This is a genomic window from Phenylobacterium sp., from assembly GCF_965229015.1.
Lineage (GTDB): Bacteria > Pseudomonadota > Alphaproteobacteria > Caulobacterales > Caulobacteraceae > Phenylobacterium.
In genome coordinates, this window is record NZ_CBDDIM010000002.1 from 855,292 (window position 1) to 870,814 (window position 15,523).

The following is a 15,523-nucleotide window of genomic DNA, read 5'->3' on the forward strand; positions in this document are numbered from 1 at the left end:
AGCCGTGGCTTGCAGGCAACCGCGACAATCTGGCACGGCGATGGTCACCAGATCTCGAGCGGGTCAGGGGTTCCGCGAGGTCAGACTTGCGGCCGGCGCCGGACGGTGGTCGCCTGTGATCCAAGAACCGACGTTGCGCAGGAGGACGCCATGGACCTGAGGCTCACCCCCGAGATGGAGGCCTTTCGAGACGAGGTGCGCGCCTTCCTCGCCGCCCATCGGGACCGGTACGCCGCCGACGCCGGCGCCGAACGCCCGCGGGAGGCGGCCATGGCCTGGCAGGCCCTGCTGATCGACCATGGCTATGCGGCCCGAACCATCCCCAAGGCCTATGGCGGCTACGGCGCCGAGCCCGACATCCTCAAGTCCCGGATCATCGCCGAGGCGTTCACCGCCGCCGGCGCGCCGCGGGGCTTCGCCAACCAGGGCATCTCCATGCTGGTCCCGACCCTGCTGGAGGTGGGGTCGGAAGAGCAGAAGACCCGCTGGATCGCACCCACCCTGCGCGGCGAGGTGGTCTGGTGTCAGGGCTATTCCGAACCGGGCGCGGGCTCGGACCTCGCCAACCTGCAGACCAAGGCGGTGGAGGACGGCGAGGACTTCCTGATCTCGGGCCAAAAGATTTGGACGAGCACGGCGGCGCAGGCCGACATGATCTTCTGCCTGGTGCGCACCGAGCCGCAGGCGCCTAAGCATGACGGGATCTCCTACATCCTGTTCCCCATGAGCACGCCGGGGATCGAGGTGCGGCCGCTGAAGACCATGACGGGGTCGGCCGAGTTCAACGAGGTGTTCTTCACCGACGTGCGGGTTCCGCAGAGCGCGGTGGTGGGCGGGCGCGGGCGGGGCTGGTTCGTGGCCAATGCGACGCTGAAGCACGAGCGCGGCATGCTGGGGGACCCCAACGCCACCGAGGCGCGGTTCGCCGCCCTGATCGACCTGATGAAGAGCGAGACGGTGGACGGACAGCGATTGATCGACAATCCGGTGATGGCCGACCGGCTGATGGCCCTGCAGGCGCGGGTGATGACCATGAAGTTCAATGGCCTGCGCACGATCACGGCGTCCATGACCGGTGAGAACCCTGGCCTGGCCGGCATGGTGGTCAAGCTGCAGGGCTGCGAGCTGAACCATCAGATCGCCGCCCTCGCCATCGATGCGCTCGGAGAGCTGGGGGTGCTCTATGAGGACGGGCCGCACCTGCGCGCCAAGGGCAACTGGCAGCGCAACTATATGTTCGACCTGGGCCTGATCATCGGCGGCGGCACCGCCCAGATCCAGAAGAACATCATCTCCGAGCGCGGGCTGGGCATGCCGCGCGAACCCAAGCTGGCGGTGGCCTGATGGACTTCTCCCTGACCGACGACCAGCGGATGATGCAGGAGAGCCTCAGCCGGACCCTGGCCGAGGCGTCCTCCCTGGACCGGGTGCGCGCCTTCGCCGGCGATCCCGCCGACCGCGGCGCCGACATCTGGGCGGCCCTGACGGACTTCGGCCTGCCGGGCATCGTCATCCCGGAGGAATTCGGCGGCCTGGGCCTGACCCTGCTGGACGCCGCCCTGATGGCCGAGGCGCTGGGCCGGGCGGTGGCGCCGGTTCCCTTCCTGGGGGCGGTGCTGGCGCCGCTGGCCCTGCGGCTGGCGGGCTCGAGCGAGCAACAGGCGACGTGGCTGCCGAAGCTGGCCTCGGGCGAGGTGACGGCGGCCGTGGCCATCTCCGAGGCGGTGGCCGGGGCCCGCGACGGAGCCGGCGTCACGGCCGCGGCCGGCAAGTTGACGGGCAAGGCCCTGTTTGTGCCCGGCGGACTCGGCGCGGACCTGCTGATCGTCGCTGACATCGGTGGCGGCCTGCATCTTGTTGACGGGAGAGCGAGTGGCCTGACCCGCGAGATCATGACCGGCATCGACCTGACGCGGCGGATGGCCGAGCTGACCTTCGACAAGGTCGCCGCCGAGCCGCTGAGCGGCGGGCAGGGGGTGCTCGCCCGGCTGCGGGACGCCGGCTGGGTGCTGCTGGCGGCCGACACGCTCGGCGCCTGCGACGTGATGATCGAGAAGGCCGTGGCCTACGCCAAGGAGCGCAAGCAGTTCGGCCGGGTCATCGGCTCATTCCAGGCGGTCAAGCATCTCTGCGCCGAGATGGCCGCCGAGCTGGAGCCCTGCCGGTCCCTGGTCTGGTACGCCGGCTACGCCTTCGACGCGGCGCCGGACGAGGCCTCGCTGGTGGCCGCCCACGCCAAGGCCCATCTGTCGGAGGTCTCCCGCTTCATCGCCCGGACCTCGACGGAGGTGCACGGCGGCATGGGCATCACCGACCTGCTGGGCCTGCACTTCTGGTTCAAGCGGGTGGGGCTGAGCCGCCAGTTGCTGGGCGGCCCCGAACGGGTGCGGGCGCTCGCCGCCCAGATGCAGGGCCTCACCGGCGCTCTTGCCTAGGTCGCGTGACGGGCGCCTGAACCGGTGTCCACTTCAGGCTGTCCCGCTCTAGGGGACCTTGAGCCCCTCCCGCATGTCCGGATGCACCAGCTCGTGCAGGTCCGGCCGCTTGGCGATGTAGGCGTGGAAGAAGGCGCAGGTGGGCTTCACCCACAACTTGTGCTCGCGGGCATAGGCCAGGCCCGCCTGCACCAGCTTGCCGCCGACGCCCTTGCCGCCGAAGGCCTCGGGCACGACGGTGTGAGGGAAGATGATGCTGTCGCCGGCCAGCCTGTACTCGGCGAAGGCGATCTCCGCGCCCAGCTTCACCTCGAACCGGGAGGTGTCGGTGTTCATGGTCACGGTGAGTTCGTCGTCGGCCATAGGGCTCTCCCGGAAGGGTTGTCGGGGACAAACAAGCACGTCGACGCGGGCCAGGGCTAGAACCCGCCCGTTTCAATTCTGTTTCAATCGCGAGTTTATGACTGACATCAAGGCGCGCCCCGGCTGTGCGAGCTTGACTGCAAGTCTCCAAGGGAGGAATTCCATGACCCGATACGCAGCCCTCGCCGCCATTGGCTTGTTTGTTCTCGCCGGCCCCGCCGCCGCCCAGCCGCCCGCCCCGCCGCCCGGCGGCATGCACGGCATGATGCCCGGCATGGCGGGCATGCCTGATCCCGCCGCCATGAAGGCCCGCATGGCCGAGCACATGGCGCAGATGGACAAGGACATGCACACCATCCTGCGCCTGCGCCCCGAGCAGGAGACCGCCTGGCGCGCCTTCCGCGACGCCATGCATCCGCAGGACATGCCGGCGATGAAGATGGCCGAGCCAAAGGCGCCCCAGACCACGCCCCAGCGCCTGGACGAGATGAACAGGATGGCCGCCGAGCGTCAGGCGCGCCATGCCAAGATGGAAGCCGCGACGCGAGCCTTCTACGCCGCGCTCTCCCCCGAGCAGCAGGCCGTGTTCGACGCCCTGCACCGGATGCATGGACCCGGCATGATGATGCACGGTCCCGGCGGCGGCGGGATGATGGGCCAGCAGATGATGATGATGCACGGCGGGCCCGGCGGCGACGGTCCGCACGACTGAGCTTGCATGGCCGGGGGAACCGGGGGCCAATTGTGGCGGGCGTGCGATAGAGCCGCCACTTTTGGCCTGCACTGACGCTTCCATGACCCCGGCCGCCAACGCCTTTCCCGTTCCCCAGATCCTGGTCGTCGATGATGACGGGGATCTGCGGGCGGGGATCGCCGACTATCTCTCCCAGCACGGCTACGAGGTCGCCCAGGCCGGCGACGCGCTGGCCATGGAGCAGGTCCTGGCCGCCGGGCCCATCGACCTGGTGGTGTTGGACCTGATGCTGCCGGGGGAGGACGGTCTGTCCATCTGTCGGCGGCTGGCCGACGGGGGCGGCCCCGCGATCATCATGCTCTCGGCCATGGGCGAGGAGATCGACCGGATTCTCGGCCTGGAGCTGGGGGCCGACGACTACCTGGCCAAGCCCTGCAGTCCCCGCGAGTTGCTGGCCCGGGTCCGGGCCGTGCTGCGCCGGCGGGAGGACGCGCGGACGCCCGGACCGCCCAAGGGCAAGGCCTACCACTTCCTGGGCTTCACCCTGGACGGGGTGCGCCGCCAGCTCCGCGCTCCCAACGGGGTCAGTATCCTGCTGACGGCGGGCGAGTTCTCCCTGCTCAGCGTCTTCCTCGACCATCCGCAGCGGATCCTGTCGCGGGACGAACTGATCGAGAAGGCGCGGGGCACCGACGCCGACGTCTTCGACCGCGCCATCGACGTCCAGATCAGCCGCCTGCGCCGGAAGCTGCACGACTGCGCCCCCGCCGAGATCATCAAGACCTATCGCGGCGCGGGCTACCTGTTCGACGCCAAGGTGACGCGGCCGTGACGCCTGGGGGGCGCACCCGCGCGCCCATCGCCCTGCAGCTGGTGGCCCTGCTGGTGGTGAGCCTGATCGCCGCCCAGGTGATGACCTTCGCCGTGGTGCTGCTGATGCCGCCGCCGCCGCGCCCGGTCTACCGGCTGGAGGACGTGGCCCAGGCCCTGAAGGGCGGCTCCCTGACGCCGCGCTTCGGCCGGCCCCTGCTGCGGGAGATGCAGGCCGCGCCGCCCCCCGAGCCCGCCGATCGGCCCTTCCCCAGCGAGCACGCCCGCCATCAGCTGGCGGCCCAGCTGGGGGTCCGGGAGGCCGACGTTCGCCTGGCGCAGCACATGACCTTCCCCGGCCGCCTGCATCGCACCCTGGGCATCGGCGGCGCGGCCATGGAGATGCGTCACCAGAGGATCATGGCCGACGAGTTCGGGCCCGAAGGGCCGCCGCCGGCCGGGCCGCCGGGCCAGCGCCGGTTCGACGTCTTCGTCGCCGGGCCGCCCGGCCCGGAGGGCCAGCCGCCGATGATGGCCTTCCGGGAGACGGGCCCGCCGATGTTCGGCGAGTTCAGCGCCGCGGTGCGCCAGAGCGACGGCCAGTGGCTGGTGGTGCGGCCCCAGCCCGAACCCTTCCCCAACGACTGGCAGAGGCGCGTGCTGCTGTGGCTGGCCGGGTGCCTGCTGCTGGTGGCGCCGCTCGGCTACTTTTTCGCCCGCCGGATCACCGCGCCCCTGGACCAGTTCGCCCGCGCCGCCGAGGCCCTGGGTCGCGACCCCACCGGCCCGCTCATGGCGCTGTCGGGTCCCGCGGAGATCGGGGCGGCGGCGCGGGCCTTCAACGACATGCAGGCGCGGCTGAAGCGCTTCATCGACGACCGCACCGCCATGGTGGGCGCCATTTCCCACGACCTGCGCACGCCGCTGGCGCGCATCCGCTTCAAGCTGGAGGGCGCGCCGGCGCCGGTGAAGGCGAGCGTCCTGGCCGACGTCGCCCAGATGGAGGCCATGATCACCTCGGTCCTGGCCTTCATCCGCGACGCCAGCGCCTCGCGGCCCCGCGAGCGCCTGGACCTGCTGTCCCTGCTGGAATGCCTGGTGGACGATGCTGGCGACCAGGACCTGACCCTGACCGAGGGCGCGCCGGTGACGGTGGAGGCCGACACGCTGGGCCTGCAGCGGTTGTTCGGCAACCTGCTGGACAACGCGGTGAAGTACGGCGAACGCGGACGGGTCCGGGTCTTCCAGTCGGACGGCCACGCGGTGGTGGAGATCGCCGACGACGGGCCGGGCCTGGCGGCGAGCGAACTCGAGCGCGTCTTCCAGCCCTTCTATCGCGCCGAGGCCGCGCGGACCCTGGACCGCGGCGGGGTCGGGCTTGGCCTTGCCGTGGCGCGGTCCATCGCCCGGGCGCATGGGGGGGACGTGGTGCTGGTGTCGTCTGCGTCGGGGCTCGTGGCGCGGGTGAGGTTGCCCCTGTCGGTGGGGTAGGGCGGCCCGGTTGTTGAGCGATTCCCGCACTGCTAGGCTGTCGAGAAGAGCGCGGGGGGCGTGGACGGCGGGCGGGACCAGACCTGAGCCGGCCTCCGGGGCGGAGGGCGCCAGATGCTGACGACGGCCGCGCCAGTGTTGCGGGGCGTCGCGATCGGGGCGTTCCTGGTGATCGCCCTGGGCGTCGGGCGCAGCGAGCTCAGCCGTGACGCCAAGCTGACCACGATCCTGACCTTCCTCAGCGGCGCGGCCTGGACGCTCACCGGGTCGGAGCAGACCTCGGCCCTGCTCGGCCGTCCCCACCTGCTGCTGTGGATGACCTTCCCGGCGGCGGGCTTCTTCTGGGCCTTCGTGGCCTGCGTGTTCCAGGACCGGCCCCTTCGCGGATCGGCCTTCGCGCCGGCGGCCCTGCTCCTGTTGCTGGGCGGTGCGGCGACCTGGGCGCCGACGGGCCTCGACCGCACGCTGCTGGCGGCCTTCAATCTTGCCGCGGCCCTGATCTGCCTGCACGCGATGTGGATGATCCTCCGCAGCTGGCGCGGCGACCTGGTGGACAGCCGCAGAGCGTCCCGGGGCCTGATCCTGGGGATCGCCGCCCTGTTCGCGGCCACTCAGGGCGCGGCGGGGGCCCTTCACGGGCTGGGGCAGGGTGGAGCCTGGGCTTCGGCGGCCCTTGGAGAGGCCTTCGGCGCGGTCGCCATCTCCGCCCTGGCCCTGGCGATGGGTTGGCTGTTGCTCCAGGCCCGGACGCCGCTGTTCGCGACGCCGGCCGTCGAGCCCCCCGCGGCCGACGCCAGGCTGGTGGCCGCCGAGCGGGTGCTGCTGGCCAAGCTGGAGGGGTTCATGGACGCGGGCGGCTGGCGGCGCGAGGGGCTGAGCATCGCGGCCCTGGCGCAGGAGTTGGGAACCCAGGAACACCGGTTGCGCCGGCTGATCAACACCCGCCTGCGGCATCGGAATTTCGCCGACTTCGTGAACGGCTACCGCATCGAGGCGGCCAAGGCGCGACTGGCCGATCCGGCCGAGGCCGAGGCCACCATCGCGAGCCTGGCCTTCGACCTGGGGTTCGGCTCCCTCAGCCCGTTCAACCGCGCCTTCCGCGCCGCCACCGGAGCCACGCCCACGACCTGGCGGCGTGCGGCCCTGGCGGCCCAGATCTCCCCGGACATCGAATAAGTTCGGAATCGACGAGGCTTTTTCAGTGTCGCCGAGACGATGCGCCGGGGTGCCGGCCCTCTGACGTTTTTGGAGGGTCTTGGACATGCGCAATCAAAGGAAACACTCAGGCTCCAGAGCCGAGCCCGAGGTCCGCCGCGCGAGCGGGCTTGGGGTCTTCTACCTCCTGGTCTTCGCCTGGGCCTGGGGCGTCGGCCTGCTGTACGCCGTGGCCAGCGGACCGATGGTCCGGGTGTTCGGGGAGGTCACCCTGGGCAATCCGCTCATCTTCCTGACCGTTTGGTCGCCCACGATCCTTGCGTTCGCGGTCACGGCCGTCCATGGCGGCCGGGACGGCCTTCGGGATCTGGTGGGCCGGATATTCCGGTGGCGCTTCCCGCTGCGCTGGTACCTGGCGGCCACCTTCGGGGTCGCGGGGTTGACCCTTGGGGCGCGGTTCCTGCAGGCCCACCTTTCGGGGGCGGCCCCGCCGCCCGTGGGGGACTTCGCGCGCTGGCCAGAGTTCGCCATGGGGGGCCTGGCGATGATGGTGCTGGATCCGGGCCCCATCGGCGAGGATCCCGGTTGGCGAGGGTTCGCCCTGCCCAGGATGCTGGAGCGCTTCAACCCCACCACCGCGGCGGTGTTGCTGGGGGTCATCTGGGCGGTCTGGCACCTGCCGGCCTTCCTGTTCTCCGGCATGCCGCAGTCCAGCCTTCCCCTCGGCTGGTTCTGCCTCTCCATGGTGTCGGTGACCGTGCTGATGGCCTGGGTGACCATCAATACCGGCGGCGCGGTGATCCCGGCCATCCTCATGCACTGGTCGTTCAACCGCTTCAGCGACCTGGGGCAGGAGGGCGCGATGTACGCCGCCTTGGCCTACACCGCCGGAGCCCTGCTGGTGATTATCGGCACATGCGGCTCGCTGGGCTTTCGGGCGGCTCGGGCCGGAGCTTCGGCTCCGGCCCTTGGACGGGTCAGACGGTGACGCCGGTCTCGACGGCGGTCTCGGCGGCCGACGACGCGTTTTGCGCCGTGGTGAGGATGCTGGCGGCGGTGGAGGCGGCGGCGGCCTCGGCGTGGTGGCGATGATGCTTGGCCTGCATCGCCTCCAGACCCTTGGTCAGTTCATCGACGTTGAGCTTGCCGTCGCCGTCGGTGTCCAGCTTGGCGAGCGCGCTGGTGAGGTCGTTGGCGGTGCTGGCGCCGGACTTGCCGCCCTTCAGGCTGGCCTCGATCTCCGACAGGCTCAGCGAACCGTCCCCGTCGGTGTCGACGTCGCCGATCAGCTTGTTGGCGATGTCGGTGGCGGTGGGCTTGTCCTCCTGGGCCTGGAGCAGGCTGGCCAGGGTGTTGGAGGAGAACTGGCTGGAGGCCTGGGAGTCCGCGCCCGGCGGCGGACCTGGCGGGCGGCCCGGCGGCGGTCCCGAGGGGCTTTCGGCCCCGCTGACGCCCGGCATATCCTGCCCGGCGCCCTTCTGCTGCGCCAGCAGGGCGGCCAGCATGCGCTGGGCCCCACTGGCGGCGTAACTCGTTGCAATGCTTGATATACTCATTCGTCCCTCGCGAATTTGGCCAGGGGATCCGGCCGCGGCGGCGTCCGAGGGGGCGCAGCGTGGGCCGATGCCCTGCAATTGCGGACGCACAGGGTTCCGGCGGGGTTTGTTGCGGAGCTAAGGGCGCGATTGAAACAAACCCGCCACGAAGCGGCCGATCGGCCGCCGAGCGGCCCGCCGATGACACGCTGGCGTCATACTCCGCGCCGCGCGACTCACGACGGGAGGGGGCGATTTCGGACAGTGGGAAAATATCTCCGTCCAGGGCGTCCCCGGGCGCCTTGCCACTCCGGCGACGGGCCGACATGGTCCGCCTTCGCTCTGGAGAATCTGCCCATGAAGACCCGCGCCGCCGTCGCCTTCCAGGCCAAGCAGCCGCTCGAGATCGTCGAGGTCGACCTGGAGGGCCCCAAGGCCTTCGAGGTGCTGGTGGAGATCAAGGCCACGGGGGTCTGCCACACCGACGCCTACACCCTGGACGGGCTGGACTCAGAGGGCATCTTCCCCTCGATCCTCGGCCATGAAGGGGCGGGTATCGTCCTCGAGGTGGGCCCCGGCGTCACCAGCGTGAAGCCCGGCGACCACGTGATCCCGCTCTACACGCCTGAATGCCGGCAGTGCAAAAGCTGTCTGTCGCGCAAGACCAACCTCTGCACGGCGATCCGCGGCACCCAGGGCAAGGGCCTGATGCCGGACGGCACCAGCCGCTTTTCCTACAAGGGCCAGGCGATCGCCCACTACATGGGCTGCTCGACCTTCGCCAACCACATCGTCTTGCCCGAGATCGCGGTGGCCAAGATCCGCGACGACGCCCCCTTCGACAAGGCCTGCTACATCGGCTGCGGGGTCACCACGGGGGTGGGCGCGGTGGTCAATACGGCGGGGGTGGAGCCGGGCGCCAATGTCATCGTCTTCGGCCTGGGGGGCATAGGCCTGAACGTCATCCAGGGCGCGCGGATGGTGGGCGCCGGCATGATCGTCGGCGTCGACATCAATCCCGACCGCGAGGCCTGGGGCCGCAAGTTCGGCATGACCCACTTCGTCAATCCCAAGGCCATCGACGGCGACATTGTCGCCCATCTGGTGGCGCTCACCGACGGCGGGGCCGACTACACCTTCGACTGCACCGGCAACACCACGGTGATGCGCCAGGCGCTCGAGGCCTGCCATCGCGGCTGGGGCGAGAGCATCATCATCGGGGTGGCCGAGGCCGGCAAGGAGATCGCCACCCGCCCGTTCCAGCTGGTCACCGGCCGGGTCTGGAAGGGCACGGCCTTCGGCGGCGCGCGCGGCCGTACCGACGTGCCGAAGATCGTCGACTGGTACATGGACGGCAAGATCGAGATCGACCCGATGATCACCCATGTCATGCCCCTGGAGGACATCAACAAGGCCTTCGACCTGATGCATTCGGGCGAGAGCATCCGCTCGGTGGTGGTGTTCTAGGGGTGGAGATCCTCAAGTCGCACAGGGTCCACGGCGGGACGCTGAGCTATTGCCGGCACGCCAGCGAGGCCACCGGCACGCCGATGACCTTCTCGATCTTCGTGCCCGCCGGGGAGGGGCCGTTTTCCCTGCTGGTCTGGCTCTCGGGCCTGACCTGCACCGAGGACAACTTCACCACCAAGGCCGGCGCCTATGGGGCGGCGGCGGCGGCTGGCCTGGCCATCGTGGCGCCCGACACCAGCCCGCGCGGCGAGGGCGTGGCCGACGACCCGGCCTATGACCTGGGCCAGGGGGCCGGCTTCTATGTGGACGCCACCCAGGCGCCCTGGGCCAGGCACTTCCAGATGGAGACCTATGTCACCGTCGACCTGCTGGCGGTGGTGGGGCAGGGCTTCCCAGTGGACATGGGCCGCGTGGGGATCTCCGGCCACTCCATGGGCGGGCACGGAGCCCTGACCCTGGCCCTGCGCCACGCCAACCTGTTCAAGTCCGTCTCGGCCTTCGCGCCGATCTGCTCGCCCGCGCGGTGCGACTGGGGCCGCAAGGCCTTCACCGCCTATCTGGGGGAGCACGAGACCGCCTGGGCGCCGCACGACGCCACGGTGCTGATCGAGGCCGGGGCGGCGCGGTTCGACGACATCCTGGTGGACCAGGGGACGAGCGACGACTTCCTGGTGGGCCAGCTGAAGCCGGACCTGCTGGCGGCTGCCTGCAAGTCCGCGGGCCAGAAGCTGACCCTGCGGATGCAGGAGGGCTATGACCACTCCTACTTCTTCATGACGAGCTTCATCGCCGATCATGTCGCCTGGCACGCCGCCCGCCTCTGAGGCGTGACACCGGTGTCAAGGCGGGTCTATCCTTCCGGCAAAAGCGGGAGGATGCAGATGCCGGACCTGTCTAGACGCGGGGTTGTCGCGGCCTCTGGCCCGCTGCTTCTGCCCTCTGGCGTCCATGCGGCGGGCGCGTCGCCGGTGGTGAAGACGACCAATGGCCCGGTGCGCGGCTATGTCGACCAGGGGATCAAGGTCTTCAAGGGCGTGCGCTACGGCGCCGACACCGGCCCGCGCCGGTTCAGGCCGCCGCTGGCGCCGACGCCATGGACCAGGACGCGGGAGGCCACGGCCTTTGGGCCAAGCTCACCCCAGGTCGGCCGGGACGAGCAGCCGCAGAGCGAGGACTGCCTGTTCCTCAATGTCTGGACGCCCGGCCTGGGCGACGCGGCCAGGCGGCCGGTCATGGTCTACCTGCACGGCGGCGCCTATTCGAACGGGTCCGGCTCCTCGCCCCTCTATGACGGGGTGCGCCTCTGCCGGCGGGGCGACGTGGTGGTGGTGACGATCAACCACCGGCTCAACGTCCTCGGCTACGGCTTCCTGGCGAAGCTGGCGGGGTTCGCCGACAGCGGCAATGTCGGGATGCTGGACATCCTGCTGGCGCTGCGGTGGGTCGCCGACAACGCCGCCGCGTTCGGGGGCGATCCCGCCCGGGTCATGGTGTTCGGCCAGTCCGGCGGCGGGGCCAAGATCGCCACCCTGATGGCCATGCCGGCCGCGGCCGGCCTCTTCCACAGCGCCGCCACCATGAGCGGCCAGCAGGTGACGGCGTCCGGCCCGCTTCACGCCACCGAGCGCATGACCCTGTTCCTGGCCGCCGTCGGTCTGAGCCCCGAGCGCGCCGCCGAGGCCGCGACCCTGCCGACGGGCAAGCTGCTGGAGGGGTTGGCCGTGCGTGATCCGTTCACGCCGGGGAGCCTCTATTTCGGCCCCGTCCTGGACGAGCGGTCCCTGACCCGCCACCCGTTCTGGCCGGACGCGGCGCCCCTGGGGCTGAAGATCCCGATGATCATCGGCAACACCCACGACGAGGCCCGCGCCTTCGTGGCCCATTCCAGGCCCGATCCTTTCGCCATGGGCTGGGGCGAAGTCGCCCGCCGGATCGCGCCGGAGATGCGGGTGGACATCGACCCCGACCACGTGGTGGCGGAGTACCGGAAACTGTACCCGGACTATTCCCCCAGCGACGTCTTCTTCGCCGCCATCACGGCGGGGCGCTCCTGGCGCGGGGCGGTGATCGAGGCCGAGGAACGGGCGCGGGCCGGGGCTCCGGCCTTCGTCTACCAGCTGGACCTGCCCAGCACCGTGGAGGGCGGCCGCCTGCGGGCCATGCACACCACCGACATCCCCCTGGTGTTCGACAACCTGGCGGCCAGGGGCTCGCCGGTGGCGCCGTCGGCGGCCGCGCAAGGCGTGGCCGACCGGATGAGCGAGGCCTTCATCGCGCTGGCCCGGACGGGCGACCCCAACACGCCGACGATCCCCGCCTGGACGCCCTACGACCTGACGCGGCGGGCCACCATGGTCTTCGATGCGGAGACGCGGCTGGTGGACGACCCGCGCGGCGCCGAGCGACGGCTGTTCGCCAAGGTCCCCTATATCCAGCCGGGCACCTAGACCGCCCGGCGGAAGGGGACCACGACCTTTGCCGCCTCGCGGACCTCGGGGCCGGGGGCCATGTCCGGGACCCGCAGGACCAGGCCGTTGAAGCCGAAGGTCTGGGCCACCAGGCAGGCGGCGGCGGCGAAGGGGGCGCGGGGGGTGTCGGCCAGCAGCCAGGCCAGGTGAGCCTCCAGGCGCGGATAGTCCTCGGCTTGCGCGGCGGCGAACAGGGCCAGGATCAGTTGCTCGTCGCGGCTCAGCGGCAGGGAGCCGGGGACGCCGAGGGTCACCCTGCGCCGCCCGTGGCGGGCCAGTTCGCGGACGAAGACCTCCAGGGCGTTCAGGGCCTCCGCGCCGCCACAGGCCTGGTCGAAGGACCGCCGGACCAGGGGACAGGCCCCCAGCTCGAAGGCCAGGGCCCGGAAGCCGAAGAGCAGCAGGCGCTCGCCATGGGTGAGGTCGGGGAGGGTGTCTTGCGCCATGGACGACTCCTTGCGGGCCTCCAGGCTTATTGCGTTTGAGAATGACTCGCAACAAGAGATCGCGAGCCAGCTTGACGGTCCCTGCGGCGCCCGCCGCTAATGGCGGAAAATCCGTCTGGGAAGGGACGCCGCATGATCAAGAACCGCATCACCGAGCTGCTGGGCGTCCAGTATCCCATCGTCCAGGCCCCCATGGGCTGGATCGCCCGCTCGCAGCTGGCCTCGGCGGTCTCCAACGCCGGCGGCCTCGGCATCATCGAGACCTCCTCGGGCGAACTCGACGCCGTGCGCGAGGAGGTCAAGAAGATGCGCCAGCTCACCGACAAGCCGTTCGGGGTGAACATCGCCCAGGCCTATGTCCGCGACGCCGACATCGTCTCCTTCGTGGTGGACCAGGGGGTGAAGTTCGTCACCACCTCGGCCGGCGACCCCAACCGCTACTGCGCCGAGCTGAAGGCGGCCGGGCTGACCGTCTTCCACGTCGTGCCCTCCCTGGCTGCGGCGCTGAAGGCCATCGCCGCCGGGGTCGACGGCCTGGTGGTGGAGGGCGCCGAGGGCGGTGGCTTCAAGAACGCCCGCGACGTCTCCTCCATGGTCCTGCTGCCGCTGGTCTGCTCGAAGGTGGACGTGCCCGTGATCGCCGCCGGCGGCATGGTGGACGGACGCACCATGGCCGCGGCCTTCGCGCTCGGGGCCGAGGGGATCCAGATGGGCACCCGCATGGTCTCGGCCGCCGAGAGCCCGGTGCACCAGAACTGGAAGGACGCCATCGTCGAGGCCAAGGAGACCGACACCGTCTTCCTCAACCGCTTCGGCCCTGGCGCGGCCCTGCGCGCCCTACGCACCGAACGCACCTCGCGCCTGGAGCGCGATCCGGGCGAGAACGGGGTGATGTCGGAGTTCAAGAACACCCAGGCGCTCTACTTCGGCGGCGACATGGAGGCCTCCATCGCGCTGTCCGGCCAGGTCGCCGGCCGCATCGACGCGGTGAAGCCCGTGGCCCAGATCATCAAGGAGATCATCGAGGAGTTCGAGGCGACCATGGCGGAGATGAGCGGGAAGTATGTGAGGGTGGGCGCGTAGATGCGGTGCTTCGGAGCAGGTGGTCTGATTTCCATATTGCTGTTCGTGGCCACCCCTGCGCCGGCGCTTGCGCAGGGCGCGGTTTGGCTGCGCCACAAGCAGGTCCTCTGCATCGGCGAGTTTTACCGGGAGTGCGATGCAGACGGATCGAAGTGCGTCGGATCGAAATCCAAGGCTGTGTGGAAAATCGACTTCCCACGCAAGTTGGTCACCTATGTCGGATCGGACTACACCGAAGATATCGTCGCCTTCATAGATGACGATGAGGCGATGCTGCTGAGCACCGGCCGCCTTCTGCGCTTCCACAGCGAAGAAGGTAGCGAGAATTTTACGGCAAGCTTGCTTGGCACTCTGTCGGGCCGGACCTTCGTCTTTCACCACCTCAACTGCAAACCCAGCGAGTAGGTGACATCCTGCTTTGCAGGCTGCTCTCCTCGGAGAGTTCTTTGCTAAGCCGCCACCGACTGCCGCTCGTCCGCAAACTCGTAGCTGGCTTCGTCCCAGAGGGAGTCCCATTCGGCGAAGCGGGCGTTGGCGTCGCGCAGGCGGGCGTCGTCGCGGACGCTGACCACCTCGCCCTGGGCCTCGTCCCAGACCACGGTCAGGTCGGCCAGGCGGTGGTCGCCGGCGGCCAGGCGGCCCTGGACCTGCAGCCGTTCCACCATCTCAGGCGAGACCCGCAGCTTCATGCGGCCGCCGGCCTGGCGCACGGCGATGTCGGCGTGGGTGATGACCTTGGCGATCATGTCGGCGTTGGCCGCCTCCACCGGGCGGCGGACGTCGAACAGGAACAACGGTTCGGAGCGGACGGCGCGGGGGCGGCGGAGTTGAGCGACGTTGGGCATGTGTGGCTCCTTTCGTTTCGGCATCATCAAGGTAGGATGCCGGTGCGTCAGAAACGGACGTACGTTTTTGCTATGTTCTCTTTTTCCCGGTCCCAGACCCCGGACCGACTCGGCCTATCAACGGTCGATGAGTCACGAAGTTGCCCTGAGGGGATAATCCATGCGCCTGCTCGCCCTCTGCGGCAGCCTGAGGGCCGTCTCCTCCAACAGCGCGGCTCTGCAGGCCGCCGCCCTGCTGGCGCCTGCCGGGGTGGAGGTCGTGGCCTATGGGGGCCTGGCGGGCCTGCCGCACTTCAATCCCGATCTCGACACCGACGCCCCGCCCGCGGCCGTGACGTCCCTGCGCGAGGCCGTCGGCGCCAGCGATGGCCTGCTGATCAGCTCGCCGGAATACGCCCATGGTGTGCCGGGCGCCCTGAAGAACGCTCTGGACTGGCTTGTGGCCAGCCTGGAGTTTCACGACACCCCCACCATTCTCGTCAGCACCTCGCCGGCCTCGATCCACGCCCCGGCCCAGTTGCGGGAGATCCTGACGACCATGTCGGCGCGGCTGGTGGAGGCGGCGTTCGTGACCCTGCCCCTGCGCGGCCGGCCCCTGGACGCCGCCGCCATCGCCGCCGATCCGGAGCTGGCGTCGGCCCTGGCCGGCGGCCTGGCGCGTTTCGCGGCGGCCATCGCCGCCCAGCCCCGCGCGGATCGGTAGCCGGAGATGTCGCCGACCGGCTAAG

The 15,523-nt window shown here is 70.2% G+C and carries 17 protein-coding genes; 13 read left to right on the forward strand and 4 right to left on the reverse strand.

Annotated elements, in window-relative coordinates:
- Positions 1-150 precede the first annotated feature (150 nt).
- Together ACO06I_RS20425 and ACO06I_RS20430 are read left to right on the forward strand one after the other, a co-directional pair.
- The gene (locus tag ACO06I_RS20425) at positions 151-1,344 is read left to right on the forward strand and encodes an acyl-CoA dehydrogenase family protein (RefSeq protein WP_421934453.1); all 1,194 of its coding nucleotides are present in this window, start codon (positions 151-153) and stop codon (positions 1,342-1,344) included.
- Positions 1,344-2,435 (forward strand): acyl-CoA dehydrogenase family protein, encoded by a 1,092-nt coding sequence (locus ACO06I_RS20430; RefSeq protein WP_421934454.1) that lies wholly within the window; start codon positions 1,344-1,346, stop codon positions 2,433-2,435. The genes ACO06I_RS20425 and ACO06I_RS20430 overlap by 1 nt, the downstream gene beginning before the upstream one ends.
- Positions 2,436-2,483: 48 nt before the next feature.
- Here ACO06I_RS20430 and ACO06I_RS20435 read toward each other — a convergent pair whose 3' ends face one another.
- Positions 2,484-2,798: a GNAT family N-acetyltransferase gene (locus ACO06I_RS20435; RefSeq protein ID WP_421934455.1), complete on the reverse strand. Its 315-nt coding sequence runs from the start codon at positions 2,796-2,798 to the stop codon at positions 2,484-2,486.
- Positions 2,799-2,961: 163 nt separating this feature from the next.
- Between ACO06I_RS20435 and ACO06I_RS20440 the strand changes: the two genes are divergently transcribed.
- The 5 genes from ACO06I_RS20440 (at position 2,962) to ACO06I_RS20460 (ending at position 7,936) form a co-directional block, all read left to right on the forward strand.
- Positions 2,962-3,510: a Spy/CpxP family protein refolding chaperone gene (locus ACO06I_RS20440; RefSeq protein ID WP_421934456.1), complete on the forward strand. Its 549-nt coding sequence runs from the start codon at positions 2,962-2,964 to the stop codon at positions 3,508-3,510.
- An 82-nt stretch (positions 3,511-3,592) separates the two neighbouring features.
- Positions 3,593-4,324 (forward strand): response regulator, encoded by a 732-nt coding sequence (locus ACO06I_RS20445; protein WP_421934457.1) that lies wholly within the window; start codon positions 3,593-3,595, stop codon positions 4,322-4,324.
- On the forward strand, positions 4,321-5,793 hold the full coding sequence (locus tag ACO06I_RS20450) for an ATP-binding protein (RefSeq protein ID WP_421934458.1): 1,473 nt from the start codon (positions 4,321-4,323) through the stop codon (positions 5,791-5,793). The genes ACO06I_RS20445 and ACO06I_RS20450 overlap by 4 nt, the downstream gene beginning before the upstream one ends.
- A 114-nt stretch (positions 5,794-5,907) precedes the next feature.
- The gene (locus tag ACO06I_RS20455; protein WP_421934459.1) at positions 5,908-6,969 is read left to right on the forward strand and encodes a helix-turn-helix domain-containing protein; all 1,062 of its coding nucleotides are present in this window, start codon (positions 5,908-5,910) and stop codon (positions 6,967-6,969) included.
- Positions 6,970-7,054: 85 nt separating this feature from the next.
- Positions 7,055-7,936, forward strand: a complete 882-nt coding sequence (locus ACO06I_RS20460) for a CPBP family intramembrane glutamic endopeptidase (RefSeq protein WP_421934460.1) — start codon at positions 7,055-7,057, stop codon at positions 7,934-7,936.
- Here the strand turns inward: ACO06I_RS20460 and ACO06I_RS20465 are convergent.
- Positions 7,926-8,453, reverse strand: a complete 528-nt coding sequence (locus ACO06I_RS20465) for a hypothetical protein (protein ID WP_421934461.1) — start codon at positions 8,451-8,453, stop codon at positions 7,926-7,928. The two genes, ACO06I_RS20460 and ACO06I_RS20465, sit on opposite strands and share 11 nt — an antisense overlap.
- A gap of 387 nt (positions 8,454-8,840) precedes the next feature.
- On the opposite strand from ACO06I_RS20465, the gene ACO06I_RS20470 reads away from it, so the two are divergent.
- The 3 genes from ACO06I_RS20470 to ACO06I_RS20480 are packed head-to-tail and all read left to right on the forward strand — an operon-like array spanning position 8,841 to position 12,400.
- Positions 8,841-9,950 carry an S-(hydroxymethyl)glutathione dehydrogenase/class III alcohol dehydrogenase gene (locus ACO06I_RS20470; RefSeq protein ID WP_421934462.1) on the forward strand — a complete coding sequence of 370 codons (1,110 nt, stop codon included), beginning with the start codon at positions 8,841-8,843 and terminating at the stop codon, positions 9,948-9,950.
- A gap of 2 nt (positions 9,951-9,952) precedes the next feature.
- Entirely contained in the window at positions 9,953-10,777 is an 825-nt protein-coding gene (fghA, locus tag ACO06I_RS20475; protein ID WP_421934463.1) for an S-formylglutathione hydrolase, read from the forward strand.
- A 51-nt stretch (positions 10,778-10,828) separates the two neighbouring features.
- Positions 10,829-12,400, forward strand: coding sequence for a carboxylesterase/lipase family protein (locus tag ACO06I_RS20480; RefSeq protein ID WP_421934464.1), 1,572 nt, complete (start codon positions 10,829-10,831; stop codon positions 12,398-12,400).
- Here ACO06I_RS20480 and ACO06I_RS20485 read toward each other — a convergent pair.
- Positions 12,397-12,867: a hypothetical protein gene (locus tag ACO06I_RS20485; protein ID WP_421934465.1), complete on the reverse strand. Its 471-nt coding sequence runs from the start codon at positions 12,865-12,867 to the stop codon at positions 12,397-12,399. The genes ACO06I_RS20480 and ACO06I_RS20485 overlap by 4 nt on opposite strands.
- Before the next feature lie 132 nt (positions 12,868-12,999).
- On the opposite strand from ACO06I_RS20485, the gene ACO06I_RS20490 reads away from it, so the two are divergent.
- On the forward strand, positions 13,000-13,950 hold the full coding sequence (locus tag ACO06I_RS20490; RefSeq protein WP_421934466.1) for an NAD(P)H-dependent flavin oxidoreductase: 951 nt from the start codon (positions 13,000-13,002) through the stop codon (positions 13,948-13,950).
- 36 nt (positions 13,951-13,986) lie between these two features.
- Positions 13,987-14,355 carry a hypothetical protein gene (locus tag ACO06I_RS20495; protein WP_421934467.1) on the forward strand — a complete coding sequence of 123 codons (369 nt, stop codon included), beginning with the start codon at positions 13,987-13,989 and terminating at the stop codon, positions 14,353-14,355.
- A gap of 44 nt (positions 14,356-14,399) precedes the next feature.
- On the opposite strand, the gene ACO06I_RS20500 is transcribed toward ACO06I_RS20495, so the two are convergent.
- Positions 14,400-14,795 carry a hypothetical protein gene (locus ACO06I_RS20500; protein WP_421934468.1) on the reverse strand — a complete coding sequence of 132 codons (396 nt, stop codon included), beginning with the start codon at positions 14,793-14,795 and terminating at the stop codon, positions 14,400-14,402.
- A gap of 160 nt (positions 14,796-14,955) precedes the next feature.
- Here ACO06I_RS20500 and ACO06I_RS20505 point away from each other — a divergent pair, with 160 nt between their 5' ends.
- The gene (locus tag ACO06I_RS20505; RefSeq protein WP_421934469.1) at positions 14,956-15,498 is read left to right on the forward strand and encodes an NADPH-dependent FMN reductase; all 543 of its coding nucleotides are present in this window, start codon (positions 14,956-14,958) and stop codon (positions 15,496-15,498) included.
- The last annotated feature ends 25 nt before the right edge of the window (positions 15,499-15,523 follow it).

Bases quoted from the DNA above. Each gene is read 5' to 3' on its own strand.
- ACO06I_RS20500 (WP_421934468.1), bottom strand. From the start codon at position 14,795: ATGCCCAACGTCGCTCAACTCCGCCGCCCCCGCGCCGTCCGCTCCGAA.
- ACO06I_RS20460 (WP_421934460.1), top strand. From the start codon at position 7,055: ATGCGCAATCAAAGGAAACACTCAGGCTCCAGAGCCGAGCCCGAGGTC.
- ACO06I_RS20490 (WP_421934466.1), top strand. From the start codon at position 13,000: ATGATCAAGAACCGCATCACCGAGCTGCTGGGCGTCCAGTATCCCATC.
- ACO06I_RS20480 (WP_421934464.1), top strand. From the start codon at position 10,829: ATGCAGATGCCGGACCTGTCTAGACGCGGGGTTGTCGCGGCCTCTGGC.
- ACO06I_RS20470 (WP_421934462.1), top strand. From the start codon at position 8,841: ATGAAGACCCGCGCCGCCGTCGCCTTCCAGGCCAAGCAGCCGCTCGAG.
- ACO06I_RS20465 (WP_421934461.1), bottom strand. From the start codon at position 8,453: ATGCTGGCCGCCCTGCTGGCGCAGCAGAAGGGCGCCGGGCAGGATATG.
- ACO06I_RS20485 (WP_421934465.1), bottom strand. From the start codon at position 12,867: ATGGCGCAAGACACCCTCCCCGACCTCACCCATGGCGAGCGCCTGCTG.
- ACO06I_RS20440 (WP_421934456.1), top strand. From the start codon at position 2,962: ATGACCCGATACGCAGCCCTCGCCGCCATTGGCTTGTTTGTTCTCGCC.
- ACO06I_RS20455 (WP_421934459.1), top strand. From the start codon at position 5,908: ATGCTGACGACGGCCGCGCCAGTGTTGCGGGGCGTCGCGATCGGGGCG.
- ACO06I_RS20445 (WP_421934457.1), top strand. From the start codon at position 3,593: ATGACCCCGGCCGCCAACGCCTTTCCCGTTCCCCAGATCCTGGTCGTC.
- ACO06I_RS20425 (WP_421934453.1), top strand. From the start codon at position 151: ATGGACCTGAGGCTCACCCCCGAGATGGAGGCCTTTCGAGACGAGGTG.
- ACO06I_RS20505 (WP_421934469.1), top strand. From the start codon at position 14,956: ATGCGCCTGCTCGCCCTCTGCGGCAGCCTGAGGGCCGTCTCCTCCAAC.
- ACO06I_RS20435 (WP_421934455.1), bottom strand. From the start codon at position 2,798: ATGGCCGACGACGAACTCACCGTGACCATGAACACCGACACCTCCCGG.
- ACO06I_RS20430 (WP_421934454.1), top strand. From the start codon at position 1,344: ATGGACTTCTCCCTGACCGACGACCAGCGGATGATGCAGGAGAGCCTC.